Genomic DNA, 26,175 nt, shown 5'->3' on the forward strand with positions numbered 1-26,175 from the left:
ATCATCACATCTTTGGATGTCTAACTTTCGTTTGGGCATTTTAATTTCGTTACTCCCTTTACCCGGTCAATCACCTAGTGAGTGCGTGGTATATACCGTTGATTCCGGGAAATATTTCGATGCCTTTTTCTCATTTTGCTTTTGTAGAATGGTTTAAATACCCAGTCTCCTTCATCGTTTGCGGTATGAATGAGGGTATTGAGGAAGGCGTGGTTTTTGCGAATCTGGTTTTTGTGGTAATGACGGCTATTTACTCCCTGGCCTTTCAATTAATACTGTTATTTAGTAATTCGTTAATTGTAATTAGTTTAAGCGTTGCCGCATGGTTCGTGCTTGTTTATGCCCTGGTGGCTAGGCGTGGTCCCTGGGCCCTGATTTATGCCAGGGTTCATAAGGCGTTGACTGGCATTAATGTCCTGGGCATTACCAGGGTGGAGAGACTACTATTGATACCCTACGTAATTAACCACGCGGTAACTATAATACTCGCGGCGTTCGCCAACTACCCAATACTGAACCTAGCCCTTAGGATAACTACCACAACGCCAATGTTCATAATGATTGGTGAATTCACGGCATTACCACGCATGGTCACTAATAATCGCCTAAAAATTCCCTAAGGTTTTAACGAAGATTCCTTTACCCAATTAAAATTGAGTTTTAGTCCCTTTTATTCATTAATGATTAGGAGGTAGGCAGGATGTTATAGCCCCCCCGAGGTCCCGGCACGCCGGTTTCCCGCGGCCTCGCGGACCGCAGTACTCCCGAACGCGGCAGGGCGTTTCACTTCCGGGTTCTGGTGAGTCCGGGTGGTGCCACCCCGCCTATGGCCGGGTTACCTCGGTTTGGCCGTTAATGACGCGCTCACCCCAGTTTTTAAGCTTTATTAACCTTAAGACGACCGAGGTTTTAAAGGTCGTGAAGATTTGGCGGGCCCGGTGGGATTTGAACCCACGACCTACGGCTCCGGAGGCCGCCGCTCTACCTGGCTGAGCTACGGGCCCAGGTTATTAATTATTTAAGGGCATATATTAAGTTTTTATTGTTGGTTCGTTACTCACGTTGGTATCATTAGGGCTGTGCCATATATTAGGCAGTATATTGCGTATAGGAGGCCTGTCCTGGCGTCTATGTCGTGTGCGCTATCCCTGAAGGCCCTTGCTAGTCTTGGTATTAGGGCTGCTGTGGGTAACGTGGCCAGTGCGGTGTATGGTAGTATGCCCGTGATTACCAATGCAGTGTTGATTATGTAGGCTGTAATCAATGAGCCTATGTATATTTGGTAGCCATACTTAGCCGTTAACATGGCTAAAGTCCTAATTCCGGCCTTGGCGTCGTACTCCCTATCCCTGTAGTTATTTGCGTATATTATTGAGAACATTATGAAGAATGGCGGTAATGAAATTAGGAACACGCTTGGCAATAATGAACCACCAGATGCAGCCACAAAGAAGCCGCTAACTAGCAATGGACCCCCCCAGGTTAATGCAACCGATAACTCACCGAGCCCCCTATACTTAAGCGTGAATGGTGGTCCCGTGTAGGCGTATAGCAGGAACACACTAAGTAGCCCAAGCACCAGTATTAGGTAACCCTCCATTACCGTTAGATATACACCGATTGAGGCCCCCGCAATTATTAGCGAAAACCCCCCAGGTTCTTAACGAATGATGGGCTTACCGTACCCATGACCAGTGGTTGGCGTCTATAAACCGCCGTGGATGAGTTGGGGCTGTCAACACCGTGTATAAAGTCGTAGTAGTCATTAAGCACGTTAACACTGGCATGAAGAAGTAAGGCACCCACCACAGCCATTACTGAATATATAATCCTTAAGCCGTAGTAAAGCCCAAGGTGATAGGCATAACCAATGCCGACTAGGGATACCGCTAGAGTCATTAATAGACTCCACGCCCTAATGAGACCGAGGATGTCACCCTTATTCATTAATATTCAATCTAATTCTTAATAATTTAAAAGCATTATTTTCTATATTAAGTAAAATAACCGTTATGTGAGTCCACGCATTGCTACGAAACCAGCGGGAGGATCACCATCATTAACTCTAGCCACACTACGTGGGCTATTATTGAGGCCGTAAGACCTGCCTTATCTGTAAGCACGCCATCAATAAATCCAATGGCGAAGGCCCCCCAGCAATTAGGGCTGGATTCAACGTAGATATATGGACGAGCGTGTAATAAATCATCGATGCTATCCAGGGCTCATTACTAAAAATGCCGCCTAATCCCCCCCTCGCCAATTCCTGAAGACCGCCCCCCCTCCAGTAAACCTCCTCCATGAACCCAATGATTACCAGGGCAATGGATAAGGCATAGGCATTTGCCATGCCCCCCCTAACCATTTCATAAACGAGGACTACATAACCCACGAGCCCCCCCATGTATTTAAGCAACGCGTAACCACCAACAAAGATCATGTAGAGAATCCCGGACATGAGGAGACCAAGTACAATCACTACTGCGGTGTTAACCCTAAACCACCGAAGCTATCCCTAAACCAAGCCAGCGATAGTAAACCGAGCAGTAACGTTGATAGTGCCATGCCATAGACAAAGTACCTACTAAACACGTCAAAGGACAGCGGCCACAGTACCAGGGGGGGTAGGATTACGTAAGCCACTGCCTTAGCCCTAGTCCCACTCATGAAGCATCACCACCTTACCAACCACGCCCCCTACTCTCCATCAACTCATGAAGAGCTGGGGGGGCATCCTTAATACTAGTCACCTTACTTATGAATGGCCTAACGCCCTTATTAACCATGAAGTTAATGACCTCCTTAAGGTATGACTTAGACGCGTTATGAATGCCTATCAACCGTGTATGTCTAAGGTAAAACCTCCTAATGTCGATCTGTACCGTGGATGACTTCCCAAGAACTCCAAATGTGACTACCGTGCCTCCTGGCCTAATGGTATCCAACGCCATTGGTAGGGTGTCGCCAATACTGTCTATGGCTGCATCAACACCACCATCAGTATTCTCATTAATAACCTTCATCAGTTCCTCCTTATCATAACCAATAACTACGTCAGCACCCAAAGACTTCAAAAGACTGGGCCTCGTGGTGACGGCGATTACCCTGGCGCCCAATGCCTTAGCTAGTATAGTTAATGCGGTGCCAATGCCGCCAGACCCGCCGAGCACCAGAACCCAATCTCCCGGTCCAACATTGGCAACCTTAAGGGCCTTCCAGGAAACGCTGTAGCCAGCGGTAATACGGCCAACTCATTAATGCTCAACTCCCTAGGTGCCTTGACAAGGGCCTAACGGGAACCCTAACCAACTCGCCATACCCACCCCCCCAAACGTGAAAGCCGGGCATGGTCCACGAGGGACAGTGATCCTCCATACCAGCCCTACAAAACCTGCAGGACCCACAGCCCCCCACACATTACTGACTAGGACTAAATCACCAACCCTAAACTCCCCCCCAAGGTCCGTGCCGGGTCTGGCAGACTCTATGTAACCAACTATGTCTGCACCAGGCACATGAGGCAACTTAACCGGTATCCCTGGGTAACCCCTACGCACAATAGCATCAATCCTATTCAATGAGGTAGCCAGGACTCTAACAACAACCTCGCCAGGGCCTGGGGGGGTCTGGTAGCTCCATGACCTTAAGCACGCTTGGTTCGCCATGCACCTCAAAGCCCACGGCCTTCATACCAGGCAAATCCATGGATTGACCAGGGATTTAAGTATTGGGTGTGTTTCCCAAGTGATTTGCATGTATTTTCTTTTCTATTCCGTGATTTCTATCTCTTCTCAACAATTCTACAAAGAGTTAACAACATAATTACTCATAACTTCTCAACAAGCCTTTTATATTTCGCGCGTAGAAAGAGAATGCAATAATGAATATTGACAGTCAGGTAGAGCTATTCCTGATGGCCACGCTCGCCAACGCGCTTGACTTAGTAACGAGTTACTTAGCCTTCTCTCTATTTGGGCTTCAGGAACTCAATTACTACGCAACAGTCATGCACCTCAGTAATTACTTGGCGGCTGCCCTGGCCTTCATAGCCTATGAGGTGGTGATAACCGGCATGTACCTGGCAATGCTGAGATTCCCAATGCTCAGGTGGTTCATGGCAGTGTTCATAGCCATGAAGTTAATAGCCGTGGCTGGAAACATAGCCGCGTCAATGGGTTTCTACGGCATTAATAACACAATTTTGGCAATGAATCAATTACTAATTGATGCCCTTAAATATTAGTTAAGAAACTGAATTAAACGAGGAGAAAGAATTGAAACTGAACAATGCATTAATCAATACAAAGAAGGAGTAAGTCCGTAGAATGCCCACGCAGGTTTATTGTGTTCCTCATGTTTCTATTGTTGTAGAAAGAGTTTTTCTGGAATAGAAAGTATTAACCCACACGCATGTGAGCACTTATTAAGTAGTTGAAAGAAGGCTATGCCGTATGGCAACCAAAATGAATAGAAAGGGTATATCAAACGTAGTAGCAACAATAATACTCATAGCCGTGGCAATAGCGCTGGCAGTGGCAGTCGCCGTGTGGGTCTTCGGCCTAGCAGGCTCAGCAAGCAAAACAGCAACACTACAGGTACAAGCTGTTGGCCTTACTGGTGTTAGCTCAGGTACCTCTGCTAACTTAACGCTTTTAATTAGTAATCCATCGAGCAGCGGCATAGGCATTAATGGCTTTACATTAGGAAGTCTATCATGCGTATTCTCAAGCCCGCTTCAGATACCTGCCGGTACGCAGGGAGCTCAGGTAAAGATAATATTATCTATAACTAATGGTAACTTCACTGGTGTATCAGCAGTATATCTAAATGGTGCTTCACAATCAATATCATCAACATGTAGCGGTTATCAAGCTGCTCAGGTTGGTGTTCAATACAGTGGTTACTTAACTACAGTTAGTGGGCAGACGTACCCATTCACAGTAACAGCAAGTTCATAATGAGTTTAATGCCTTAAATTGGTCTCGTTAAAATTTCGATTCTTTTATTTTTCTCCTCATTTATTCTCTCGCTGATGTTCTGTGGTTATTTGTTAAACCAGGGTTCGTTTCCGAACCAGGGTGTCTCCACCTCGTCTAGTCTCCATCTTTGTTTTGTCACTGCTTCCGTTGGGTCTATGGTGATTCCGCTTTTGTAGGCTAGTAGCCCCCCCGTTAGTGCTATCATTCCTCCGTTATCCCCCCCTGCGTACTCTGGCGGTACTATGCCTAGTTTGGCGTTGAATTCATTGGCTATCCACTCCATTATGGACCTAAGCCTCTTACTCCTCGCCACGCCGCCGGCCAGTAATAGTTCCTTCTTGCCCGTCAGTGCTAGTCCTCTCTCGACTACTTCGCCTAGCATTGAGTACGCAGTCTCAACTAGGCTTAGGCACACGTCGGGTAACGCAACGCCCTTCTTAACGAGTCTTAGGGTCTCCTCGACTAACCCGGAGAAGGATACGTCCTGACCCTTCACTGTGTACGGCAGTGGTATGTACTTACTGCCCCTCTCCGCGCACTCCTCCAGGTGTGGCACGCCGGGATTTGGCAACCCAACACTCCTTGCGAAGTAATCTAGGGCGTTACCCACAGCCATGTCTATCGTCTCGCCGAAAACCCCCCCGTAGGTCCTCCCTGAGTGGGCTATGACCATAGTGTGTCCTCCAGACACGAGTAGGACAAGCGGGTCCCTAAACCTGACAGACCACCTGGCGACCTCAACATGCGCAACACCGTGATGCACAGGAACCAATGGCTTGGCGAACTTAATGGCTATCGCCCTCGCAGGGTAGCACCGACCTAAGGCTGGGCCTAACCCTGGACCCATGGAGAAGGCCACGGCATCAACATCCCTAATGCCAATGCCGAGCCTCCTTAGGGCTTCGCTTAGTAGTTTTGGCCCCACTGCCACGTGGTGGTCAGCCGCGACTCTTGGGTGTATGCCCACACCCTGCGGTGGTGTGTATGTGTCATTAATGTTAATTAGTACTCCATCCTCACTGGCAATTCCAACACCGAAGGTGTGTGCCGTGGATTCAATGCCAAGCACGAGCGTCATTAATACACCCCCTCCATTATCGAGTCAACAACATCATCCAACTCACCATCACTTAATCCGCCATACTTATTAATTACGTAGTCGATCGCCGACTTCACGGAATTCTCGAGCCAGCCACACCCCCCCGGGTCGTAATTGTTATCCAGCGGAATTATGAAGTCACCCACGGTCTTGACAACGCCTGCCTTTGTTAATCTCTCAATAACGCTTATGAACTCCGGACTCGTTAGTACCAGGTCAATCCTATCCCAATTAAATGCCTCAAATCCCCCCCCTAACCTATCTATGAGGAATACCATCTTGGCTAGCCTATCCATGCTCACCCTGCCAAGTCTCCTCAATGCATCGACGATTATGCACTCAATTAGGCCCATGTCTGTAACTCTACTGCCTCGCATTGAGTAAATTAAACTTACTACGCGCGGCAGGTGGGCAATGCTTAAATCCGAGGTTTGATTACGGGTAATGTATGGTTAGTCCTGACGTACTCAGGGAAATACTAAAACCGAGTAATTCAGTCCTTGTGGTTTGGGATGTGCATAGGGCATTGTTTAACGGTATATTCAATAGGGATGAGTTTCAGAGGCTTTGAACACCGCGATTAACGCGGCCAGGAGGGTTAATGTGCCGATAATATTCACGAAGATAACCCATACCCAAGTGGCTTCGAGCCCATAACTACGAAGATAATGCCGTGGAGGGGGGGAGGGTTTAAGCCCGAGGAAATGGAGTTGATAGTCCAACCACAACCCAATGACATAGTGATCAACAAGAACACTTGGTCACTCTTTGTGGGGGGGACAAACGTGGAGCTATTGCTCAGGAATTCGGGTAGGTACACCGTGGTATTCACAGGTATTGCAACGGACATTGGAGTGGAGACCAGCGCGAGACATGCCTACGCCCTGGGCTTCATACCGGTGATTATATCTGACGCCGTATCATCATATGACAGGGAAGCCCACGAGAGATCACTGGCCAACATGAGGAGGTTCTTCCCAGTAATAACGGCCGATGAATTAGCTAAGTACTGGTCATGATGTTGCCTTGGCATATTTAAATTGAATTGAAAGGTAAAATAAAAATCATTATTTACGCATTATTTCGCTCAGCAAGTTCCTCATTTCCTCTATTAATGCGTTTGCGTGGTCCCTCGTGTGTATCATTGATGGTAGTAGGTGGGGCATGTGCTCCGTCATGTATAGTATGCCCCTGGTCCTCATGTACAGGTGCATTAGGTGGTATAAGTTCTCATCAATTCTATCAGCGTAAGCCGACCTAACATTTACTGGCCTGTTCCTCGTGAAGTGAATGCCGAGCATGCTACCAACACCCGTCGTCCAGCAGATCCTGCCGTACTCCTCACAGGCCTTGTCAATCTCCCCCCCACGCACCCAATTCCAGAGGTTGTTGAAGTTCTCATAGAGTGTCCTGTGCTGGTTCAGGTAATTAATCAGTGTGTAGCCTGCGGTTAGTGTCACTCTATTGCCCGTGAATGTGCCTCCATGGAAGCTCCTTGCCCTAGCACTTGGTCTCTTGACCTGGTCCAGCAATTCCATTATTTCTGACCTGGACGCAATGGCCCCCCCAGCGCCTGGGTAACCACCGCCGACTATCTTACCAAGCGTCACTATGTCAGCCTTAACATTAAATAATTCCTGACCACCGCCAAGGGCGAGCCTAAAGCCCGTGATTACCTCATCAAATATGAGCAGTGCGCCATACCTATCCACCAATTCCCTAACACCCTTTAGGTAGCCTGGCTGGGGGGGCTCTATACAACCGCCTGAGCCGAGCACGGGTTCCATGATCACCGCGGCCACGTCAAAGCCCTTTAAAGCCCTCTCAAGTGCGTCTAAGTCGTTGAATGGGACCACGATTGTGTACTTAATGTGCTCGAGAGGAAGCCCAAGGCTCTCGGGACCCTCAAACGGTGGGTTGACACCGACATGCAAGCCATCATAACCACCGTGCCAGCCACCCTCCATCTTAATCACATACCTACGCCCCCCCGTGTACGCCCTTGCAAGCCTAACGGCGTACATATTGGCCTCAGTACCACTATTCGAGAACCTAACCATCTCGACATTAGGTATTACCTTAGTCAATAACTCTGCATACTCAACCTCCAGGGTGTTTGGGTATCCTAGGTGCGTACCTCCATAGGTCGCCTCATTAACGGCCTTGACCACGAAGTCTGGTGAGTGGCCGAGTATGTGCGTTCCATGGCCCATCCAGTAATCCACGTACTCATTGCCATCAACATCCCAGACCTTAACACCGCTGGCTTTAGTTATGTAGACTGGGTATGGTGCGAAGTACCTTATTTGATACGTCGTACCTCCAGGAAGTACCTTCCTAGCCCTCTCGAATAGTTCCCTGGATTTACCCGTCTTCTCCGAATAAATTTTAGTGTATTTATCAATCAACTCCTGAACCCTACCACTAAGACCACTCATTGATTAATTCGTGAATTATTCAGTTATTAAGTATTGTTATGGTAACCTTGTGAGGAAACCGTGAACATTAATTAAATGAAGCAATGCATCAACGAGTCTAGTCGATTTATAGCCGCACTTCACGCATACGAAGTACCTCCTTCTATGGAATGAATTCCTTGAGTACGACTCAACCTTAACAACAAGCCACTGCCCATATTCCTTAGTCCTGACTATATGCTCATTAAAACCGCTGAAGTGCTGTATGAAGCCTAGCTTTACCTGGTCTGTGTGTGGCGTCACGTAAAGCCTAAACTCCTTGTTAGTGAATGGGCACTTAATCACACCGCTTAGGAAGGTCCTCTTACTGCCCTTGGTGATGTACATAATCAAATCCGCATACTTACCCTTAATCTCAGCGCTCTTCCTGAGACCCAGGATCTCCGCTTGCTCGCTCGTCACGGCTACATACCATTAAAATGGGGGGCTTTAAGCATTACTTTATGAGAAAATCACTGAATCACTCCATACCTCCTCATCACGCTTAGTATTTCATTAGCATACTTAATAACGTGATCTCTAACCCTAGGCATTAGGCTAATGAATGGATTGCCCAGCCTATCAACATCCCTTGCCTGAGACAGTATTATTAGGGATGATGGGGATCTAATGTCGACCTTAACAACTACGTCCTCACCAACCCTAACCCCTAACGATTCCCGTTACCTTACCCTCGGTGTAGGTTATGACCTCAATGATGCCACCCTCTATGGCTCCGCCACCAAGTTTAGCGTTATGTTATTACCGCTGTGCGTTACGTAAATCCTATCACTACCTGCAAGGTTAATACTTACCTTACCAAGTCTCACGGAGTCGAGAATCCTCCTCCAACCATCACCAACGAGTTTGAGGTACTCATCATGGTTATTGAGCCTTTTCATTAAGTATTGAATTGGGTCCTCTGTTTCGATACTCTTTGCATTAATATTAACGTTGACCTCACGCCCAACATTAATGATGAGTTCGTCAAGTCTATCGAGAAGTTCACCAAAGTAATCCTTACTGCTATTAATTATTTGCCTAGCTTCATCGCTATTGATCTCCAGTAACCTCTCCTCATAACTGCCGTCTGGCCCAATGCCTATTATGAATACGTACTTATCACTTATTGAGACCTTGGCGTTACTTAATAATCTACCTCCAACATTAACCGAGTTAAGTGGTGCTAGGAACTCCATTTATTATTATATGGTTGATTTAATCCTTATAAGCACTTGTGCGATGCTCATGCTCGTATGGGCGAGTTCAGCGATAAGGTGGTTATGGTCACGGGTGGTACCCGAGGTATAGGTAGGGCTATCGCCGAGGCATTCCTAAGGGAGGGCGCTAGGGTTGCCGTAACCTACGCCAGGAGTGATGATAAGGCTAGGGAACTCGAGAGAATGGGGATATTGGCGATTAAGTGCGATGTGGCTAATAGGGATGAGGTTAGGAGGGCTGCGGAAATCGTTAGTAATAAGCTTGGTGACGTTAATATACTCATTAATAACGCTGGTGTTATGTACCTAATGCCGTTTGAGTCATATAATGAGGAGTTGTTTGATAGGATGATGGGCGTCAATGTCAAGGGCATTATATACATGACCCTTGAATTCCTGCCGCAGTTAAAGAGGACTAGGGGGGGTGTTGTAATAAACATAGCATCGAACGCGGGCATAGGCACGGCCTTTGAAGGTACGACGTACTACGCAATAACGAAGGCTGCCGTGATAATACTCACGAAGCGCATGGCGTTTGAGCTTGGGAGGTACGGTATTAGGGTCAACGCGGTCGCGCCCGGCTGGGTTGAGACTGACATGACCACGGCCAATAGGACGCCGGAGGAGGTTGAGAGGGCAAAGGCGCTGGTTAGGTCTAGGACAATGCTAAGCACTACTGGCGTGCCTGAGGACATAGCTAATGTGGTGCTCTTCCTAGCCAGTGATAGGGCTAGGTACATCACTGGACAGACAATAGTGGCTGATGGTGGTAGAATTGACTACCTAACCCATGGGATTTAATGAACTAACTCCTTAAATAATTCCCTGCCCTACTTACCCCCCCTTAAATTTATGATTGGTCTCTCATTCATGGAATACTACGTATTGACCGTACTCGTATTAGCAATAATACTATTATTAATACGTATCGTTAGGTATGACGTAGTCGGCCTCATAGTCATGGTCTTACTAATCGTTGGCGGCATCATTAGTCCCGAGAAGGCCCTGGCATTCATTGGCTCCACCACGGTTGTGGTGCTCGGCAGTGTCATGGTGATTAGTAAGGTTCTTGAGGAGTCGGGGTTTCTCGATAAATTAGCCGAGGAGTTGGATAAGGTGTTTAGGAATGAGTACGTGCTCCTGCTCATTATCATGTTGATAGTATCGTTATTATCGGGTTTCATGAGTGATGTGGCGTTGGTTTCAATATTCATACCATTCATGTATGCCGTATCGAGAAGCCACAACAAGAAACTATCTAAGTATCTACTTCCCCTCTCCTATGCAGCCATTCTCGGTGGTAGGTACACAATATTTGGTACCAGTACGAATTTAATAATTGACCAGCTTTGGTATGAGAGGTTTGGTAGGTATTTACCTATTTTTCAATTCTTAAATATAGGCCTGGCAATAATTCTTGCGAGTATACCAGCATTACTGCTGATATACTTATTATTACCAAACAGGGAGAGTGTGATTACTAGCGTTGATGATTTGAAGATTGGTGAATACGTTGTTGAGGCTCAGGTTGGTGAGGATTGTGAATTGATTGGTAAGACGAGGCGCGAGGTTGAGAGGGAGTATGGTATTAAGATAAGGTCTATATTACCGAGGAGGTTATCCAGGTCAGGTAGGATTCATGGTGGAGTTACGTTGATAATGGAGGTTCCCGTTGATAAACTACCAATAATCTCATCGATAAAGGGGGGGTTAGCCCTGGTACCTCAATCCACACAGATTGAGGGTAAGGATGTCATTGAGGCGCTAATAACGAGTTCATCAACCATCATTAACTATACGATATCTGACCTAGACGTGTTGAATAAGTACGGCGTCAAGATCGTGGGAATCTCCGCAGGGGGGGATAGGAGGATATACGGTAGAATTTCGCATGTGGTGCTCAGGCCTGGTGATGCACTGCTACTAATGGGCAGTGAGGAGAGTATTGCCAAGTTCATGAGTGATTATGGCTTAGTGCCTCTTAGGACCAGAGGCGCCAAGCTCTTTGATGTTAGGAAGGGCGCCGTGTCTATTGCCGTGTTGTTGGGGGCAACACTCGCATCATTACTAGGTGCAAACATTGCATTGGCATTTCTCACGGGGGGGATCATAATACTTATGCTAAGTGGCGCTGTTAATTATAGGAGGATTTACCAATACGTTGATTGGTCGGTCCTAATATTCATAGCATCGTTCCTATCCCTGGGTTACGCAATGAGCAGTAGTGGATTATCAACAGTAATAGCCAGCGTACTCCCTAAGTCACTTATTGTTTTATTCCTAATAACTGCGATTATCGCGAACTTCGTGAATAACGTGAGCGCTGCAACGATAATGACGCCGATAGCCCTCACATACCCGAATCCCCCCCTGCTTGCGGTGACTGTGGTTGCTATGGCATCAACAACCACATTCCTAACGCCCTTTAGCCATCCAGCAAATCTCCTCGTCTACAACCCAGGGAATTACAGGCCCAGGGATTACCTAATAATGGGCACAATATTACTGGTATTAACATTAATAATAACGCTCCTGTTCACCCACGCCATTTAGAAAAATGCACCGTTAGGGAAGGATTAATGAAGTTGTAACCTGCGGGTAGGTTTTATAAATTAGATATCTTCTCCGATATCGATATGAAGATCATAGCAGCGCCAGGCCCGGTCTCCTACCCATTAATATTAGCTACCAGGGAGTATAGGGATCTCGACCTAGTCTTTGGCAAGGGTAATGAGGAGCCAAGTGCGTATGCAATAGCTGACTCGCTCACGTCATTGGTAAGGAGTGGTTTAAGGATTGACGTGGTGACGGTTAGGCGATTAATGTTTGTGTATCCTGAATTGAGGGGGGGTCCTAGGATAGCTGTTTGGAGACGTGGTAGTGCAGCTGATGTGCTTATTAGGGCGTTGTTAGATAGGGCTGGTCTAAGGGCTGAACTCGTTTATGCGGATGATTGGCCGTCAGTTCTTAACCTCCTTAACACAGGCTATGCGCAAAGCGCTGTTCTAAACCTTGGGGGGGTTCTCGAGTATAAAGGCGAATTTTTAGAGGACTTAGTTGGCGCGCCAGGCGCTGTGGTGCTCAGGTTAATGGTGATCCGCAGTACTTCATCGATGTCTATAGGGCTGGAATTGAAATAGCCAGGAAAAACTTAGAAGACGCCGTTGATTATGTGGCTAATAAGCTACCGATTAAGCTACCGAGGGAGTTCATTAAAAACGTATTGACTAGGGTGGAGTATGGTATTTATAGCCCGGGTGATTATAGGGGGGGGTTCGTAGAAGTCGTTAAAAGGTATGGTGGCGGGAAATGACGAGGGGGGGGCAGTACCTGGGCCTTATACAGGCAATATCAATAATAGTGCCATTGACCATAGCCATTAGGGCATCAAACAACATGCTACTGACGACAATACCACTGATCGCCAGGTATAACTTTCACTTCAGCAATACACTGATTGGCGTATTGTCTGCTTTAACATCGTTAATGACATTCCTGAGCAGCGGCCTGTTGAATTCAAGGTTGAGGGCATGTCATAGGAGGATTGCCTTCATAGCAGCATCAGTCCTTTACGCCATTGTATTTCCGCTATTTTGGTTATCATCACCACTCACCATATGGATACTCTCCGCCGCGGCAGGTTTCGTCCTAGGCTTTTTAATGCCCAATGTAATAACCTCGGCAAGCCTACTGCCGGACAGGAGGGCCAGGGAGAGATTACTAAACATATACACGTTGTCCCTGAGCATTAGCTTAATACTGGGTCCAGCCATTGAGTCGTTAATACTGAAGTACTACGGGCTCAGGGAGTCCTTCCTATTCTTCACGGTATTTCCAATACTAGCTCTTGCAATAGCACCGTTCGTTAAATTCCCCCCCGAAGAGAGTGCTGAGGATAATGCCGCAGTGAGCACGACTACGGTAATATCAAACCCAGGATTTATAGCGGCGGTCCTAAATATAGCCACCTACAACGTTGTCTTCTCCTTCCTAATGGCATTCGGCGGCATTTACGCCAAGGACTCCTTCGGAATTAGCTACTCAATGGTTGAGGTCCTCTTCTCGCTGTTCTTCGTAACATCCTTCTTAGGCAGGCTATACCTATCAATTAGACCTGCGGAGAGGCTGTGGCCGTACATGGCCAGTGCCGTTACCATGACCGTGGCCGGCATATTGCTGATTGTACTTACGAATAATCCACTAATCTATGCAGTAGCCCTATTAATACTGGGTATACCGCATGGTACTACGTATCCACTATCTGTTGTATCAATATCGAGGGCCTTTAAACCACAGCATAGGAATGCCGCCAATAGCTTATTCTTCTCATTCATGATGCTCATAGGCATAGTAACACCCACAATAACCGGTTACATAGCAGATTTAATAGGTATTAGGAGCACATTTATTGTGTTAATACCACCAGTGCTGGTCGCGTTATTCTTCCTAAGGAGGTACGTTAAATCAGTAGATAGGCCACGTGAATAATGAATTCAGCATTTAATTGATGCGTTAGGCTTAAGTACTTCATTCAATTTTGGTTTATCGTGAAATTGAACAACAAAATACACACATTAATAGGCATGTCTTTAATAATACCATTCTATTTAGTTTGGACTTTAGGTTACCTCAACACTATATCGTTAGGTCTCTATGAAACCCTCGAGAAAGTATTATCGATAACCTTCATAATAGGTCTAATCATTGGGTTAACACCAATTACATACAGAATAATTAGGTTAATACGTGAGGATAGGTATTTCCTAACAATAATCGCCATAATGACATTATTCATAGTACTTGGATCATCACTATCTTACATTAAGTATTTGACGTATAATGCTTATGCCTGGGATTTGGGTATTTTTGAGCAGGCTTTGTTTAGTGCTGCCTTTTATCATAGGCTCTTCTATTACACAGTTGAACTTTACACAAACCCAAGCGGAAGCTTCCTAGGAACACACTTCTCACCAATACTATTCACACTAACACCAATATACTACCTAAACCCACACCCAATAACACTGCTAGTGTTACAAGCATTCCTGCTATATATACCCGTAATTCCACTATACATTATGAGCATGCGATTAACACGTGATAGGAATATTGCCTTCATAACTTCATTAATATATCTACTCAGCCCGGGCATAGCAAGTCCCCTTTACTTTGATTTTCACGTTGAAGTCTTCATACCGCTGCTCTATATTATCACTGTATTGTTTATATTGATGAGGAGGTGGACACCGGCCACGGTATCAATGGCATTATTTCTCATGATTATTGAGTATACACCAATAATTGCCCTAACGATGATCATACCAATAATGTACAATCTTATTAAGGGTAAGGAGCTGAGCAAGTACGTAGTGAATGTGATTTTAATTAGTGCGATGATAATTCTTTACATAGCAGTAACGCCAAAGATTATGGGATTAATTAATTCCTATAAATCATCGTTTACGGTATATAACCCATCCACAATAGCTGGTTATTCCGGCAATCCAATTAACTTCATATGGTACGCCATGAAGTATTGGTCATTCGTTAAGCAATCAATTCTCACGAACATAAGGCAGAAAATAATGTACTATGCAATACTTGGGGGGGCGCCTCTGTTTCCATCGTTATTATCACCGCTATGGCTATTACCAGTAATTCCATACACAGCCTTCTCCATCCTATCAACATACACCTCTTACTATTCACTAGGTCTTCAATACACTATGTACGTAATGCCCCAATTATTTGTGGCGTATGTAATGGGTATTAATCGCATTAAGCAATTTAAGCAATATGTTAAGTACGTACTAACTTCATCATTAATCATTAGTATATTGCTATTTGTATTATATAATCCATTAAGCCCCCCTTTGCCCCCCCGCAAAACCTATACGTATTTATATGGCAACTTAATTCAGCGAGGGTTAAGGCTATCAATTCAGTCATTAAATTAATACCTAATAATGCATCCGTACTAACAATCGACAGCATTTTTCCTCATTTTGCAAATAGAATTGATGCATATGTATTTCCAATGTCAATACCTAATTATAATGAATATGTACTTAATATGAACGTAACATATATATTAATGTCAATTAGCAGTAGAGGTTCTATGGCTGGATTATTAAAGGCTGAGGTTCAGGGCTATGGACTATTGCTGCCGCCAATGGTCTTTACCTATTTGAAAAGGGTTATGATGGAAAACCAGTAATCTACGAGCCAATCATTAACTATACAATACCCACGGATGAATTTCAACCATGGACCGATGCGCCCATTATGGCGATTAATTACGGTCATGACACCGTATACTACTGGCCTAAGGGGGGGTACTTGGGAACTTTTTGGGTAGGTCCATTTTACCTAGTATTACTACCGGGTACTTATAACGTAACTGCGTACTTCATGATTACTGAGCCGTGTAACGGCACTGTAGGAGTACTTCAAGCAACAAATATGGTGGGTTCGCAGATATACGCATCGACTCCGATACTTTGTTCCTACTTTAAGGAGCCTAATAAGTGGGTTGGCATAACACTAACGTTAGTTGTCAGTAACTCTTCTGTGGATCCAATAATGCTTAGATGCATAAACATGACTGGTGCAACGGGTGTTTATTTCAGTGGCGTGGCCATAACTCAGATAAGTTAATTTAAATTAATTACGGCCTTAAAAAATTAAACGATTCATTAATCGCGCGAATTAATTAAGTGATTTAATGATAATGACTAGCTACATACTCAGGGAGCCAGACGCTGAGGGGATCTTCGTTAGGAGATTAAATAGGTTTGTTGGTATCGGCATTATCAATGGTAGGGAGGAGCTTATACATATTCATGATCCTGGTAGATTAACAGAACTATTGAGACCAGGCGCTAGATTCTTCGCGTATTCGAAGTCCACGGGTAAGACCAGGTTTTACCTAACGGCTGTTGATCTTGGTGATGAGTTAGTCCTGGTTAATTCGGCAATACATAACGACATTGCCGCTTGGTTAATTAATAGCAAATATGTATTGAATGGTTATGAGGTTATCAGGAAGGAGCCTGGCTTCGGCAATGGCAGGTTTGACCTACTACTTAAATCGCCAAGTGGTGATTACGCCTTCGTTGAGGTTAAGGGTGTAACCCTTGAGGAGGGAGGAATAGCGAAATTCCCCCCCGACGCCCCCCCAACCACACGCGGTGCCAGGCACATGCTTGAGTTGGCGAGGGCTGTGGAGCTTGGTTATGAGGCTTACGTACTATTCCTAGTATTTAGGTCGAGGGCCACCTCCTTCATGCCTAATACGACGCTTGATCCTAGGTTCACGGAATCCCTTAAGTATGCCATTAATCATGGAGTTAGGGCATTGGCCTATAAACTAATGCTTACAAGGGATTGGGTAATAATACCGGTGGGTCAACTCGAGGTCAGGATTGAGTAGGGATATTGAGGATGATTTCGATCACTCATCATTAGCCGAAACTATCATCATAGTATCACTTCCTGGGCAATTCAGGACCTAGTATGTACGTGCCCACGTCACTCCTTGGATTTAGTTCACCGGCTATTGGCGTTAGCATTAACCTCCTTACCTCACTCATATCCCTGGTCTGTGCCAACACCCAGGAGAGCTTCACGAAGGCGACCTCCGGTATCATATCCTCCGCAGGTATAACACCAAGCTTAAGCAGTTCCACGCCCCTCCTATAAACATTGAGGTTGACTCTACCAAATATTGTCTGGCTTGTGATCACCACAGGTATGCCACTATCGATAGCCCTCTTTATTGGATCGAGCAGCTCCTCCCTAACGTGTCCAAATCCCGTACCCTCAATCACAATGCCGTGATAACCCCTATCAATTAGAAAGTGCAATATCTCTGGATCCATACCTGGGTAGAACTTGACTAGGGCTGTCTTCTCATCAAACCTATTCATTAATATGGTATCCTCCACCTTAGACCTGGAGATGTAGTTGTTCGTGTTCAGTATTATTTCGAGTTTATTAATGTCTACGTAGCCACGGGCCTATCATTAATGCTTATGAACGTATCCCTCCTAGACGTGTGCATCTTCCTAACCCTAGTCCCCCCCCTATGAACCGCTATTAACCCGTCATTGGTCGACGCATGCATCACCACGTAGGAGCCTGCAAACGGCGCCCTGGCGCTGACGAGAACCGCAGCCAACATATTCTCGAAGGCGTCACTAGACGGCTATCACTACTCCTCTGTGAGCCAACAAGGGCTATTGGGCCTGGGGGGGATTTCTGATTGCGAAGGATAAGGCGGCGGCTGTATAGTGCATGGTGTCCGTGCCGTGAAGCACTACAACCCCAGAGACGCCGTCAAGGAATGCCCTGTAAGCAGCCTCAGCAATTTCAGCCCACCTCCTCGGTGTCATGTCCTCACTGAATATGGCCATTAGGTTTAAGAGCTCAATATCCGCTATGCCCTTAACCTCAGGGTACATCGCGTACAAGTCCTCAAGGCTAAAGCTCGGATACACGGCGCCAGTCCTGTAATCCACCTTAGACATTATTGTGCCGCCAGTGGCCACGAGCCTAACCCTGGGAAGCCCGTTGATTCAGCCTTAACGAACTGGCCAATGGGTATGGACACCGCGCTCTTCGACTCAACATGGCCCATAACCTCCACTTTCTCAATATTGCTGGCGTGAATGCCCACGTTATACCCATTATCAAGCTTCAGGATCAATACATTAGGGTCACCAACGCCAGGCCTAGGCAACACCACGCCATCTAATACCGTCCCATCCCTAAGGTGAATACGCACCAAGTCAAATTCCTTAATACCCCCCCACTTGCTCATTATCTCGCTTAGCACAGGTATCGTGTGCACCTCTGTATTATAAGCGTTAACTAAACAATTAATTACATAGATAATTAATGAAATCATTGAGTTATGTTTAGTAATATCCTGAAGAGCTTTGTGTCTGTTTCTGAGGGTTGACGAGTTATTATTACGTACTTAAGCCTCGACAATGCGTACTCACTGAGCAGGCCGAATCCATCCATGGATATACAGAGTACCTTATTACCAGCGGCGAGTAGGTAATCAACCTCTGTCTTATCCTTAATACTCCTCAGCAATACCGTGGTAACGCCATCCACGTGCCTTAACGAGTCATCAACCTGCTTAGTAAGTAATAATGCGCACTCGCCAGGCCCTAAATCAATGAGTACCTTATTGAGATCTGCGTAACTATTGATCCTAACGATCCTAACCATATCATTAATAACCCATGAACCCAGCATTTAACACCCAATTACTCAAAATAACTAAGCCTAATAACCCACTACACGTTACGATCCCGAAATACCTTTAAAGCACTGATGTGGTTCCCTCACATGGATTATAGGACTAGACTACGTGAGGCTAGTAAGGAGATAATTGAAAGGAGAATAACATCCGATGACGAGCTTAGAAAAATAGCCGATAAGTATAACCTACCCCTATCAACGGTTAAGACATTATCCACATTCTACTTCCATGATTACTCAGAGGTCCAGGTGTGCATGGGCCTTCCATGCCTATTGAGAGGTGCCAGGGAGGTTGTTAAGGAGTTAGAAAGGCGTGGCATTAAGTACTCCATCACGTACTGCCTTGGCTATTGTGACAGGGGGGGTCCCGTGGTTAGGATGAGCGATAAGTATTACACGTTCGTTAATGGTGAGTTTAGGGAGATTGAGGAATCAAGGAGTGATTACGTTCAATCTCAGTACGAACCTCTCGATAAGTACATAGCGAGGGGCGGCTATAAGTACTTCGAGAAATTCCTTAGTGAAGATAATAAGCTCTTCATACTTGAATTACTCGTTAAGGCCGGCCTACTCGGTGGTGGTGCCCTAAGTAGGTTTAAGACCCTAGCAAGCAGTGCCAATAAGCCTAAGTACCTGATTGTCAATGGCCATGAGGGCGAGCCTGGCGGCTTTAAAGACAGGTTGATAATGGAGAGGAACACTCATCAACTGCTTGAAGGCGCATTACTATTATCACTCGCCCTCAATGTTGATGAGGTTATAATTGCGGTTAATGAGAGATTTAGAAACGCCAAGGCCATGATTGAGAAGGCACTCAGTGAGTTAAGACCGTATTTAACGAGCAAGGGCTTACTTAATAAATTGCCTCCCATTACTGCCTTGCTTGTTGGTTCTCCGTACATCGTTGGTGAGGAGACGGCGCTGATAAACTCACTTGAAGGTAATAGGGGGGGTGAGCCCAGGTTAAGGCCTCCTGACCCAACTGAGGCTGGCTTGTTCGGTAAGCCCACAGCCGTGATTAACGTGGAGGTCGTTGCCGCGGTTCCCATACTTCTTAGCAATTATTATGAGGGTAAGGAGATAACGATTGAGAAGTACTTTTGCATTACTGGTGATGTGGATAGGCCGGGCCTTTACAAGGAGAAATTGACTGTGGGTCTCAATGAATTATTAGCAAAAGCAGGGGGGGTTAAGGAGGAGGATGTCAAGGCCGTCTTCGTCGGTGGGGGGGTCTCCTCGGGCCTTGTACATTCATCGAAGATAAGGGTAAGGCTTACGCCTGAGGAGACGAGGAAACTCGGCGTCTTCTTAGGGCCTGGCGTAATCATAGCCTTATCCAACAATAGGTGTATTGTCGACGTAATGCTTGAGGTCGAGAGGTTCTTCTCCCATGAGTCATGCGGTAGGTGCGAGCCATGTAGATTGGGTACTAAGGAGTTAGTGGAGGTTCTTGAGAAGGTTAGCATGGGTAAGGCGAGTGAGGAGGACCTTAAGTGGGCTGAGACTGTGGCGAGGACTATGATGGAGACCTCACTCTGCGGTCTCGGCATGTCAGCGGCAAGGTGTTTCTCGACGCGCTTACCCAGTTTAGGGATGAGTTTGAGGAGCACATAAGGGGGTGTCTGTAGGGCTGGTGTTCACTTCAGGTGATGGGTATGGTCAAGGTGCTTCTAAACGGTAAGGAGGTTGAGGCTTTCGAGGGAGAGACGATACTAAACCTGGCCAGGAGGTACGGCATTGAAATACCGACACTGTGTTACTACGAGGGCTTCGCAAATGGTTCCTGCAGGATATGCATCGTTGAAGTTAATGGTAGGTTAATGCCATCATGCATAACCAAGGTATCGGAGGGCATGAGGATTGAGACCGAGAGTACGAGGGTTGCCGAGGCCAGGAAGACCTTACTAAAGCTCTTACTGAAGAATCATACCCACAGAAGTAAGGAGGAGCAAATGAGGTGTAGAATATGTGGGTACGCGGTTAAGTACGGCCTTGAACCAGCACCAATAATACCGAGTGTTAAAGTCGATGATACACACCCAGCAATATTGTTTAACCCATCAGCCTGCGTAATGTGTAGGAAGTGCGTAATCGCCTGCGGCGTTGACCAGAATAACGACGTTATAGCGGTCATAGGTAGGGGGGGATCCGGTACTAGGGTTGGCTTCGACCTTGACATCCCAATGGGTATGTCAAGTTGCGTTAGTTGCGGCGCGTGTGTTGACGCATGCCCAACCGGGGGGGCACTAATGGAAAAGGATTGGGTACCCGCTGATAAGGTTATTGAGACTACATGCCCATACTGCGGCACTGGGTGTCAAGTCGAGTATGGAGTTAGGGATGGCAAGGTCGTCTGGGCTAGGGGGGGCGCCTATGGACCTGCGAACGAGGGTAAGCTCTGCGTTAAGGGTAAGTTTGGTTATCAATACGTCAATAGCCCCGAGAGACTCACGAAACCATTAATTAGGAGACCCGGCGTCCCTAAGGGCCCATTAAATGGTAGGTCAATTCATGAGGTATTTAGGGAGGCCACGTGGGAGGAGGCTCTAGACCTGGTGGCCAGTAAGATTAAGGAGATCATTAGTAAGTATGGGCCTGCCGCGATTGGGGTATAATGAGTGATAGAAGCACTAACGAGAGTATTTACGCTTTTCAAAAGTTCATGAGGTGCGCCGTCGGTACTGACAGCATCGATCAATCAGCCACGTTATGCCATGAACCATCAGCATGGTCATTAGCTACACAACTTGGTTATGGCGCGGCAACTAACCCCCCCATAAGGGATGTATTAAACTCAAGGACTATAATTGTAGTCGGCTCCAACATGAATGAAACGCACCCAGTCATTGCCGCTTACGTCAAGAGGGCGGCTAAGCAGGGCACTCACTTAATAGTCGTTAACCCAATACACACGGAGCTAGCCAGGTACGCCGAGTATGAGCTCCTCATTAGCCTGGTACGGATGTCGTACTATTCTCGGCGATGGCTAAGTACATAGTTGATATGGGCTGGTACGATAAGGAGTTCATTAGCAGGTACACCGAGGGCTTCGAGGATTGGGTAAGGAGCCTTGACACATTTACTCTGGATTTTGCCGAGGAAGTAACCGGAATACCTAAGGACGTTATCAGGGAGGTTGCTAAGCTTTATGCGCTTGAGAAGCCATCAATGATCATGTGGACCCTTGGCATCACGGAACATGAGAATGGCACAGAAAACGTATCAGCTGATAAACCTGGCATTGTTAACGGGCAATGTTGGTAAGCCAGGCGCAGGTTTAATACCACTTAGGGGACAAAATAATGTTCAGGGGGGGGAGCTGATGTTGGGTGTGCACCGGGTAGGTTGCCTGGTTATCAACCGTTGATGGATCCGGAGGTTAGGAGGCGCTTTGAGGATGTTTGGAGGTGTAGGTTGCCATCATTCATTGGTTTTAGGAGTACGGAGATGATTGATATGGCTAGGAGGGGCTTGATTAAGATGCTCTACATAGTTGGTGAGAATAGCGTTAGGTCGCACCCGGACAGTAGGGCTGTTGCTGAGGCGTTGAGTAGGTTGGAGTTCTTGGTTGTCCAGGACATCTTCATGACCGAGACTGCCGAGTATGCTGATGTGGTATTGCCAGCGGCGTCTGCGGCTCTTGAGGATTACGGCACATTCACGAATACGGAGAGGAGGTTGCAATTAACGAGGAAGGTGGTTGATCCGCCAGGTGATGCAAAGCCTGATTGGCAGATCTTCATTGAGTTGGCTAGAAGACTTGGTTATGACATAGGCTTTAGGGATAGCTCTGACATAATGAGGGAAATGGCGAGGGTAGCACCGATATTTAGTGGTTTGAGCCATGAGAGGCTTGAGCGCGAGGGTGGGCTTCAATGGCCGGTACCGAGTGAATCTAATCCAGGTACTCCAATGCTATATACTGATGGGTTCCCAAGGGGTAAAGCTAGGTTTAGGGTAATTGGTTGGAGGGGGGGCTTTGATGTTGTTATGGGAAGGCTTTACCCGTATTCGTTAATTATTGGTAGGGAGAGGGCGCAGTACCATACCGCAACCATGACGTCTAGGTCGCCAGTACTTAGGGTCATTTGGAGGGGGGGACCTATTGTTGAGATGAATCCTGAGGATATGAGGGTTGAGGGTGTTGAGGATGGTGAAATCGTTAGGTTGGTTTCACCAGTTGGTGTGGTGATTGCTAGGGTTAAAGCGTCGAATAGGGTTCCGAGAGGCGTATTATTCACCACGTTCCATTACCCAGAGCTCTTGGCGAACGCCTTGGTACCTGCCGTGCTTAATCCAATTACGAAAACGCCAGCGTATAAGGATACGAGGGTTCGTATTGAAAGATTAAAGCATGATAATGTTTAAAACCGAAATACTTAATCAATGAGAAGGTGGCTAATAATAGTAAGGATATTAGTAGGTCTAGGCGTAGGTTTCTAGAGACTATAGTCGCCGGCGCCGTAGCCGTTGGCGCCGGCATTATCGGTTATGAACTTGGTAAGGAATTCATTAAATGCCCACAATGTCCGCCATGTACAATAACCAGCGTTCAATGTCAATGTCCTCCCTGTCCATCCTCATCTATTCCTCAGGGCTACGACTACGTAATCTTCACAAGCAATGGCAATTACTACGTTATGAATTCAAGCGGTTCTACCATTTATCAATCAAATAACCCAGGCAGTGCAATTAACTACGTAATTAGCAAATTAAGTGGCAAGGGCGGTAGAATTCTCATTAAGAATGGCGTATACGCATGCACTTCGTACCCCTGTGCCACGATCACGAATTCCTCAAGTAGTGGCACTCCGTTGCCGATTATTATTGATGGTGAGGATCCAACGGGCGTTATATTCACGGTTGGTAATGGCGTCGCCAGCTCCTCGGGTCAGGGCTTGCTCGTGATTACTGGGTCATATATATGGCTCAGGAGGATTGGCTTTAATGGTAATTCCCAAAACAACACGTACAGCGTCGGCAGTCAATTCAACGTTGCCGTGAGCAACGCCAAGTTCGTGTGGCTTGACTCAATATACAGCACTAATGGTCCGGGCGCCGTTGGTGTCCTAAACTCAAGCCACGTGATTGTAAATAACGCGGTTAGTGAGGGCGACTCAATAGGCGCCTACGTGGGTGGCTCGGACACTGTGCTCATAGGCAACTCATCACTAAGGAGGAGCGCTAATTACGGTGTTGGGGGGGTTTCATCATCAACGAACACGGTCATTCACGGAACATCAATAATAGACGCTGGCGGTGGCGTGCTGATTAGTGACGGCGACGTATTGATTGATGGGAGCACGATAGCCTTCCCAACAGTGAGTGGTAAGTACGGCGTCAGCGTCACAATAAGCACGGCTGGTCGTGAGGTCATTATCTCGGATACGGCAATCACGGGCAGCGTGGCGAGCGCCATCAACGCCGTAATAAACACATCGGGCAGACTCGGTATCCAGAACTCCTCGGTAATGGCTGGGTCAAGCACCACACTGAGCGTTTCATCAACGCTGGGCTCCGGGGGGGCCGAACTAGTCATAATTGGCGCCAACTTCAGAGACATGGTGACGACGGCAGGCTCAAGCCCATACGTCATAAACGGTGTGGACAACGTAGAGATAGTAAACACCGCATTCCAATTCGGGGGGGCCAAACAACCAGCGCAAACGGACCAAGCATAAGCAACACCAAGAACCTACTACTCAGGGGCAACACCGTGATTAGATACTCAACGGGTATAAGCATCAGCAATTGTAATTCTGCGTATTTATACGATAATTACTTCAATAATGTCTTAACACCTATTAATTACAGTAATGTTTCATTAATGTATGCCATTAGAAACATTGGCTGGACGCCATCAATAACCACGCCATCATTACCTGGCTCCGGAACGCCAATAACCAACACATACCCAGTACCAGTGACCGTGTGCGTATACGGTGGTTCAGTGAGTAAGGTGGTAATTGCTAAGGGTGGGCAATTAATTACGGCATTTCAATCCTCTACGCCACAATCAATAAATGGTGAATGCTTTATGCTTAATCCGGGGGGGGACTCAATATTGATAACGTACACGCAACCACCAAGTTGGGCGTGGATACCGGCTACTTAGGGGGGGTGAGAATTTATTATTAAGGGGGGGATCTAGGCTTGGGTAATTCTGTGGCGTTAAGAATTAAGTACGTATGGTTTGCTTTAATGCTGATTGCATTATTACTCGTTATTATAGGTGTTGGTTCATATTCTCAGCAAAGCACGGTTTTAATTGCTTATAGGGATATCTCGTACCTGGGCGCCAATGGCGTTAATGTGAGTAAGGACGTATCCTTATTAAATGATGCGATAGCGCTGATGGAGAGGGGGGTAATTATACGGGTGCTCAGTTACTGGCTGAGGAGGTCATAAAGGATTCTGAGGCTTTGAGACCATCGTTGTACCTAGGCATACTATACATGGCGCTTCCCGGTATTATATCGGCCGTGGTAGTCGCGGCCTTAATAATTACGTATCTTAAGAGGGAGAGGATAATCGGTAAATTGATGATTAGGTTTAGGAGTCATTATAGGGTTGTTAGGGGGGGTAGTGGTAAGTCAAGGACCATGCTTTTCAATGAGGAGGTGCTTGCGGTAATCGCCGCAATAGTGGTGGTATTCTTAGTATTTCTATCCTTCTACCCAGCCATAAGTAAGTATGCAATTGAGCCATACGCGGTAATTGCGTATTTAGGGCCTAACGGTACGATAACTGGTTATCCAAGTACCGTTTACCCCGGTGAGTCCATCAATGTGAGTATTTATGTTTATAACGGCATGGGTGAGCCAATATGGTTTGTGGTTCGTGTTTATATCGCAAACGCGAGTTTAATTGAACCACCATTAAATGCCACACCAATAGTGACGATTCAGAGAATACTCCTTAACAATGAGACCTGGGTTCAGGGAATAACCATAAGCATAAATGGCACTGGGAATTATAGGGTATTCGCGACGCTGTGGATGTACGATCCAAACAACCTAGAGCTAAAGTACCTAGACACTTATACATACCTCACACTTAATGTCACCAGTTAATGCATGTAATGCGTCCTTTTAATCGAGGAAATGAACGAGAAATTTCACCCTCTTGAGTTAAGCAATGGCTACATT

At 46.4% G+C, this 26,175-nt stretch carries 27 protein-coding genes, 1 tRNA gene, 1 rRNA gene and 4 pseudogenes; 18 read left to right on the plus strand and 15 right to left on the minus strand.

Going from position 1 to position 26,175, the window contains the following annotated elements; all coding sequences use genetic code 11:
- The first annotated feature begins 185 nt into the window (after positions 1-185).
- On the plus strand, positions 186-620 hold the full coding sequence (locus JCM11217_RS07805) for a hypothetical protein (protein WP_054842583.1): 435 nt from the start codon (positions 186-188) through the stop codon (positions 618-620).
- Positions 621-717: 97 nt separating this feature from the next.
- On the opposite strand, the gene rrf is transcribed toward JCM11217_RS07805, so the two are convergent.
- The 8 genes and pseudogenes from rrf to JCM11217_RS07835 all read right to left on the minus strand — a co-directional run bounded on the left by rrf (position 718) and on the right by JCM11217_RS07835 (position 3,665).
- Positions 718-838, minus strand: a 5S ribosomal RNA gene (gene rrf / locus JCM11217_RS07810).
- A gap of 89 nt (positions 839-927) precedes the next feature.
- A tRNA-Arg gene (locus tag JCM11217_RS07815) sits at positions 928-1,004 on the minus strand.
- Positions 1,005-1,057: 53 nt separating this feature from the next.
- On the minus strand, positions 1,058-1,600 hold the full coding sequence (locus tag JCM11217_RS15215) for a prenyltransferase (protein ID WP_243678753.1): 543 nt from the start codon (positions 1,598-1,600) through the stop codon (positions 1,058-1,060).
- Between the two features lie 38 nt (positions 1,601-1,638).
- Positions 1,639-1,947, minus strand: coding sequence for a hypothetical protein (locus JCM11217_RS15220; RefSeq protein WP_243678754.1), 309 nt, complete (start codon positions 1,945-1,947; stop codon positions 1,639-1,641).
- Between the two features lie 139 nt (positions 1,948-2,086).
- A complete protein-coding gene (locus tag JCM11217_RS15225; RefSeq protein WP_243678755.1) occupies positions 2,087-2,479 on the minus strand; it encodes a hypothetical protein in 393 nt (130 codons plus the stop codon).
- Positions 2,479-2,667 carry a hypothetical protein gene (locus JCM11217_RS15230; protein ID WP_243678756.1) on the minus strand — a complete coding sequence of 63 codons (189 nt, stop codon included), beginning with the start codon at positions 2,665-2,667 and terminating at the stop codon, positions 2,479-2,481. Before JCM11217_RS15230 ends, JCM11217_RS15225 begins: the two co-directional genes overlap by 1 nt.
- Positions 2,668-2,681: 14 nt before the next feature.
- Entirely contained in the window at positions 2,682-3,170 is a 489-nt protein-coding gene (locus JCM11217_RS07830; RefSeq protein ID WP_054842584.1) for a zinc-binding alcohol dehydrogenase family protein, read from the minus strand.
- A 91-nt stretch (positions 3,171-3,261) separates the two neighbouring features.
- Positions 3,262-3,665 (minus strand): annotated as a pseudogene (locus JCM11217_RS07835) (alcohol dehydrogenase catalytic domain-containing protein).
- 215 nt (positions 3,666-3,880) lie between these two features.
- Between JCM11217_RS07835 and JCM11217_RS07840 the strand changes: the two are divergent.
- A complete protein-coding gene (locus JCM11217_RS07840) occupies positions 3,881-4,243 on the plus strand; it encodes a hypothetical protein (protein ID WP_054842586.1) in 363 nt (120 codons plus the stop codon).
- A 208-nt stretch (positions 4,244-4,451) separates the two neighbouring features.
- The gene (locus JCM11217_RS07845; RefSeq protein WP_243678757.1) at positions 4,452-4,958 is read left to right on the plus strand and encodes a type IV pilin; all 507 of its coding nucleotides are present in this window, start codon (positions 4,452-4,454) and stop codon (positions 4,956-4,958) included.
- A gap of 85 nt (positions 4,959-5,043) precedes the next feature.
- On the opposite strand, the gene tsaD is transcribed toward JCM11217_RS07845, so the two are convergent.
- Complete coding sequence (tsaD, locus tag JCM11217_RS07850) at positions 5,044-6,057, minus strand: KEOPS complex N(6)-L-threonylcarbamoyladenine synthase Kae1 (protein WP_054842587.1); 1,014 nt, start codon at positions 6,055-6,057, stop codon at positions 5,044-5,046.
- Positions 6,057-6,431: a hypothetical protein gene (locus JCM11217_RS07855; protein ID WP_054842588.1), complete on the minus strand. Its 375-nt coding sequence runs from the start codon at positions 6,429-6,431 to the stop codon at positions 6,057-6,059. The genes tsaD and JCM11217_RS07855 overlap by 1 nt, the downstream gene beginning before the upstream one ends.
- A 315-nt stretch (positions 6,432-6,746) precedes the next feature.
- On the opposite strand from JCM11217_RS07855, the gene JCM11217_RS15235 reads away from it, so the two are divergent.
- On the plus strand, positions 6,747-7,097 hold the full coding sequence (locus JCM11217_RS15235; protein WP_243678758.1) for an isochorismatase family cysteine hydrolase: 351 nt from the start codon (positions 6,747-6,749) through the stop codon (positions 7,095-7,097).
- Between the two features lie 48 nt (positions 7,098-7,145).
- On the opposite strand, the gene JCM11217_RS07865 is transcribed toward JCM11217_RS15235, so the two are convergent.
- The 3 genes from JCM11217_RS07865 to JCM11217_RS15240 all read right to left on the minus strand — a co-directional run bounded on the left by JCM11217_RS07865 (position 7,146) and on the right by JCM11217_RS15240 (position 9,733).
- Positions 7,146-8,516, minus strand: coding sequence for an aspartate aminotransferase family protein (locus JCM11217_RS07865; RefSeq protein ID WP_054842589.1), 1,371 nt, complete (start codon positions 8,514-8,516; stop codon positions 7,146-7,148).
- Between the two features lie 36 nt (positions 8,517-8,552).
- Positions 8,553-8,957 (minus strand): hypothetical protein, encoded by a 405-nt coding sequence (locus JCM11217_RS07870; RefSeq protein ID WP_054842590.1) that lies wholly within the window; start codon positions 8,955-8,957, stop codon positions 8,553-8,555.
- A 305-nt stretch (positions 8,958-9,262) separates the two neighbouring features.
- Complete coding sequence (locus JCM11217_RS15240; protein ID WP_243678759.1) at positions 9,263-9,733, minus strand: hypothetical protein; 471 nt, start codon at positions 9,731-9,733, stop codon at positions 9,263-9,265.
- Positions 9,734-9,790: 57 nt separating this feature from the next.
- Here JCM11217_RS15240 and JCM11217_RS07880 point away from each other — a divergent pair, with 57 nt between their 5' ends.
- The 7 genes and pseudogenes from JCM11217_RS07880 (at position 9,791) to sfsA (ending at position 17,186) form a co-directional block, all read left to right on the plus strand.
- Positions 9,791-10,555, plus strand: coding sequence for a glucose 1-dehydrogenase (locus tag JCM11217_RS07880; RefSeq protein ID WP_054842591.1), 765 nt, complete (start codon positions 9,791-9,793; stop codon positions 10,553-10,555).
- Between the two features lie 69 nt (positions 10,556-10,624).
- A complete protein-coding gene (locus JCM11217_RS07885) occupies positions 10,625-12,307 on the plus strand; it encodes an SLC13 family permease (protein WP_243678760.1) in 1,683 nt (560 codons plus the stop codon).
- Between the two features lie 83 nt (positions 12,308-12,390).
- Positions 12,391-13,067 (plus strand): annotated as a pseudogene (locus tag JCM11217_RS07890) (DUF3834 domain-containing protein).
- Positions 13,064-14,242 carry an MFS transporter gene (locus JCM11217_RS07895; RefSeq protein ID WP_054842592.1) on the plus strand — a complete coding sequence of 393 codons (1,179 nt, stop codon included), beginning with the start codon at positions 13,064-13,066 and terminating at the stop codon, positions 14,240-14,242. Before JCM11217_RS07890 ends, JCM11217_RS07895 begins: the two are co-directional and overlap by 4 nt.
- Before the next feature lie 59 nt (positions 14,243-14,301).
- On the plus strand, positions 14,302-15,711 hold the full coding sequence (locus tag JCM11217_RS07900) for a DUF2079 domain-containing protein (protein WP_243678761.1): 1,410 nt from the start codon (positions 14,302-14,304) through the stop codon (positions 15,709-15,711).
- A 328-nt stretch (positions 15,712-16,039) separates the two neighbouring features.
- On the plus strand, positions 16,040-16,411 hold the full coding sequence (locus JCM11217_RS07910) for a hypothetical protein (RefSeq protein WP_054842595.1): 372 nt from the start codon (positions 16,040-16,042) through the stop codon (positions 16,409-16,411).
- Between the two features lie 73 nt (positions 16,412-16,484).
- A complete protein-coding gene (gene sfsA, locus JCM11217_RS07915) occupies positions 16,485-17,186 on the plus strand; it encodes a DNA/RNA nuclease SfsA (protein ID WP_054842621.1) in 702 nt (233 codons plus the stop codon).
- A 55-nt stretch (positions 17,187-17,241) separates the two neighbouring features.
- On the opposite strand, the pseudogene gatD reads toward sfsA, so the two are convergent.
- A pseudogene (gene gatD, locus JCM11217_RS07920) lies at positions 17,242-18,575 on the minus strand (Glu-tRNA(Gln) amidotransferase subunit GatD).
- Positions 18,576-18,658: 83 nt separating this feature from the next.
- Positions 18,659-19,021: a hypothetical protein gene (locus JCM11217_RS07925; RefSeq protein WP_054842596.1), complete on the minus strand. Its 363-nt coding sequence runs from the start codon at positions 19,019-19,021 to the stop codon at positions 18,659-18,661.
- Positions 19,022-19,114: 93 nt separating this feature from the next.
- On the opposite strand from JCM11217_RS07925, the gene JCM11217_RS07930 reads away from it, so the two are divergent.
- The 7 genes and pseudogenes from JCM11217_RS07930 (at position 19,115) to JCM11217_RS07955 (ending at position 26,100) form a co-directional block, all read left to right on the plus strand.
- Positions 19,115-20,641 carry an NADH-ubiquinone oxidoreductase-F iron-sulfur binding region domain-containing protein gene (locus JCM11217_RS07930; protein ID WP_054842597.1) on the plus strand — a complete coding sequence of 509 codons (1,527 nt, stop codon included), beginning with the start codon at positions 19,115-19,117 and terminating at the stop codon, positions 20,639-20,641.
- 41 nt (positions 20,642-20,682) lie between these two features.
- A pseudogene (locus tag JCM11217_RS15245) lies at positions 20,683-22,291 on the plus strand (molybdopterin-dependent oxidoreductase).
- Positions 22,292-22,372: 81 nt separating this feature from the next.
- Positions 22,373-23,395 carry a molybdopterin-dependent oxidoreductase gene (locus JCM11217_RS15250; RefSeq protein ID WP_243678762.1) on the plus strand — a complete coding sequence of 341 codons (1,023 nt, stop codon included), beginning with the start codon at positions 22,373-22,375 and terminating at the stop codon, positions 23,393-23,395.
- Between the two features lie 26 nt (positions 23,396-23,421).
- Positions 23,422-24,708 (plus strand): hypothetical protein, encoded by a 1,287-nt coding sequence (locus JCM11217_RS07940; protein WP_054842598.1) that lies wholly within the window; start codon positions 23,422-23,424, stop codon positions 24,706-24,708.
- 35 nt (positions 24,709-24,743) lie between these two features.
- Positions 24,744-25,142, plus strand: a complete 399-nt coding sequence (locus JCM11217_RS07945; RefSeq protein WP_054842599.1) for a hypothetical protein — start codon at positions 24,744-24,746, stop codon at positions 25,140-25,142.
- 38 nt (positions 25,143-25,180) lie between these two features.
- Positions 25,181-25,435, plus strand: a complete 255-nt coding sequence (locus JCM11217_RS07950) for a hypothetical protein (protein WP_243678763.1) — start codon at positions 25,181-25,183, stop codon at positions 25,433-25,435.
- A 14-nt stretch (positions 25,436-25,449) separates the two neighbouring features.
- Positions 25,450-26,100 carry a DUF1616 domain-containing protein gene (locus tag JCM11217_RS07955; protein ID WP_243678764.1) on the plus strand — a complete coding sequence of 217 codons (651 nt, stop codon included), beginning with the start codon at positions 25,450-25,452 and terminating at the stop codon, positions 26,098-26,100.
- The last annotated feature ends 75 nt before the right edge of the window (positions 26,101-26,175 follow it).

Source organism: Vulcanisaeta distributa JCM 11217, assembly GCF_001316005.1.
In the GTDB taxonomy this organism is placed as follows: Archaea; Thermoproteota; Thermoprotei; order Thermoproteales; family Thermocladiaceae; genus Vulcanisaeta; species Vulcanisaeta distributa_B.

Coding starts and splice junctions, on each gene's coding strand:
- JCM11217_RS07885 (WP_243678760.1), top strand. CDS start 10,625: ATGGAATACTACGTATTGACCGTACTCGTATTAGCAATAATACTATTA.
- JCM11217_RS07840 (WP_054842586.1), top strand. CDS start 3,881: ATGAATATTGACAGTCAGGTAGAGCTATTCCTGATGGCCACGCTCGCC.
- JCM11217_RS15240 (WP_243678759.1), bottom strand. CDS start 9,733: ATGGAGTTCCTAGCACCACTTAACTCGGTTAATGTTGGAGGTAGATTA.
- JCM11217_RS07930 (WP_054842597.1), top strand. CDS start 19,115: ATGGATTATAGGACTAGACTACGTGAGGCTAGTAAGGAGATAATTGAA.
- JCM11217_RS07895 (WP_054842592.1), top strand. CDS start 13,064: ATGACGAGGGGGGGGCAGTACCTGGGCCTTATACAGGCAATATCAATA.
- tsaD (WP_054842587.1), bottom strand. CDS start 6,057: ATGACGCTCGTGCTTGGCATTGAATCCACGGCACACACCTTCGGTGTT.
- JCM11217_RS07865 (WP_054842589.1), bottom strand. CDS start 8,516: ATGAGTGGTCTTAGTGGTAGGGTTCAGGAGTTGATTGATAAATACACT.
- sfsA (WP_054842621.1), top strand. CDS start 16,485: ATGACTAGCTACATACTCAGGGAGCCAGACGCTGAGGGGATCTTCGTT.
- JCM11217_RS15230 (WP_243678756.1), bottom strand. CDS start 2,667: ATGAGTGGGACTAGGGCTAAGGCAGTGGCTTACGTAATCCTACCCCCC.
- JCM11217_RS15220 (WP_243678754.1), bottom strand. CDS start 1,947: ATGAATAAGGGTGACATCCTCGGTCTCATTAGGGCGTGGAGTCTATTA.
- JCM11217_RS07855 (WP_054842588.1), bottom strand. CDS start 6,431: ATGGGCCTAATTGAGTGCATAATCGTCGATGCATTGAGGAGACTTGGC.
- JCM11217_RS07925 (WP_054842596.1), bottom strand. CDS start 19,021: ATGCTGGGTTCATGGGTTATTAATGATATGGTTAGGATCGTTAGGATC.
- JCM11217_RS15235 (WP_243678758.1), top strand. CDS start 6,747: ATGCCGTGGAGGGGGGGAGGGTTTAAGCCCGAGGAAATGGAGTTGATA.
- JCM11217_RS15215 (WP_243678753.1), bottom strand. CDS start 1,600: ATGGAGGGTTACCTAATACTGGTGCTTGGGCTACTTAGTGTGTTCCTG.
- JCM11217_RS07880 (WP_054842591.1), top strand. CDS start 9,791: ATGGGCGAGTTCAGCGATAAGGTGGTTATGGTCACGGGTGGTACCCGA.
- JCM11217_RS07805 (WP_054842583.1), top strand. CDS start 186: ATGAATGAGGGTATTGAGGAAGGCGTGGTTTTTGCGAATCTGGTTTTT.
- JCM11217_RS07845 (WP_243678757.1), top strand. CDS start 4,452: ATGGCAACCAAAATGAATAGAAAGGGTATATCAAACGTAGTAGCAACA.
- JCM11217_RS07910 (WP_054842595.1), top strand. CDS start 16,040: ATGGCGATTAATTACGGTCATGACACCGTATACTACTGGCCTAAGGGG.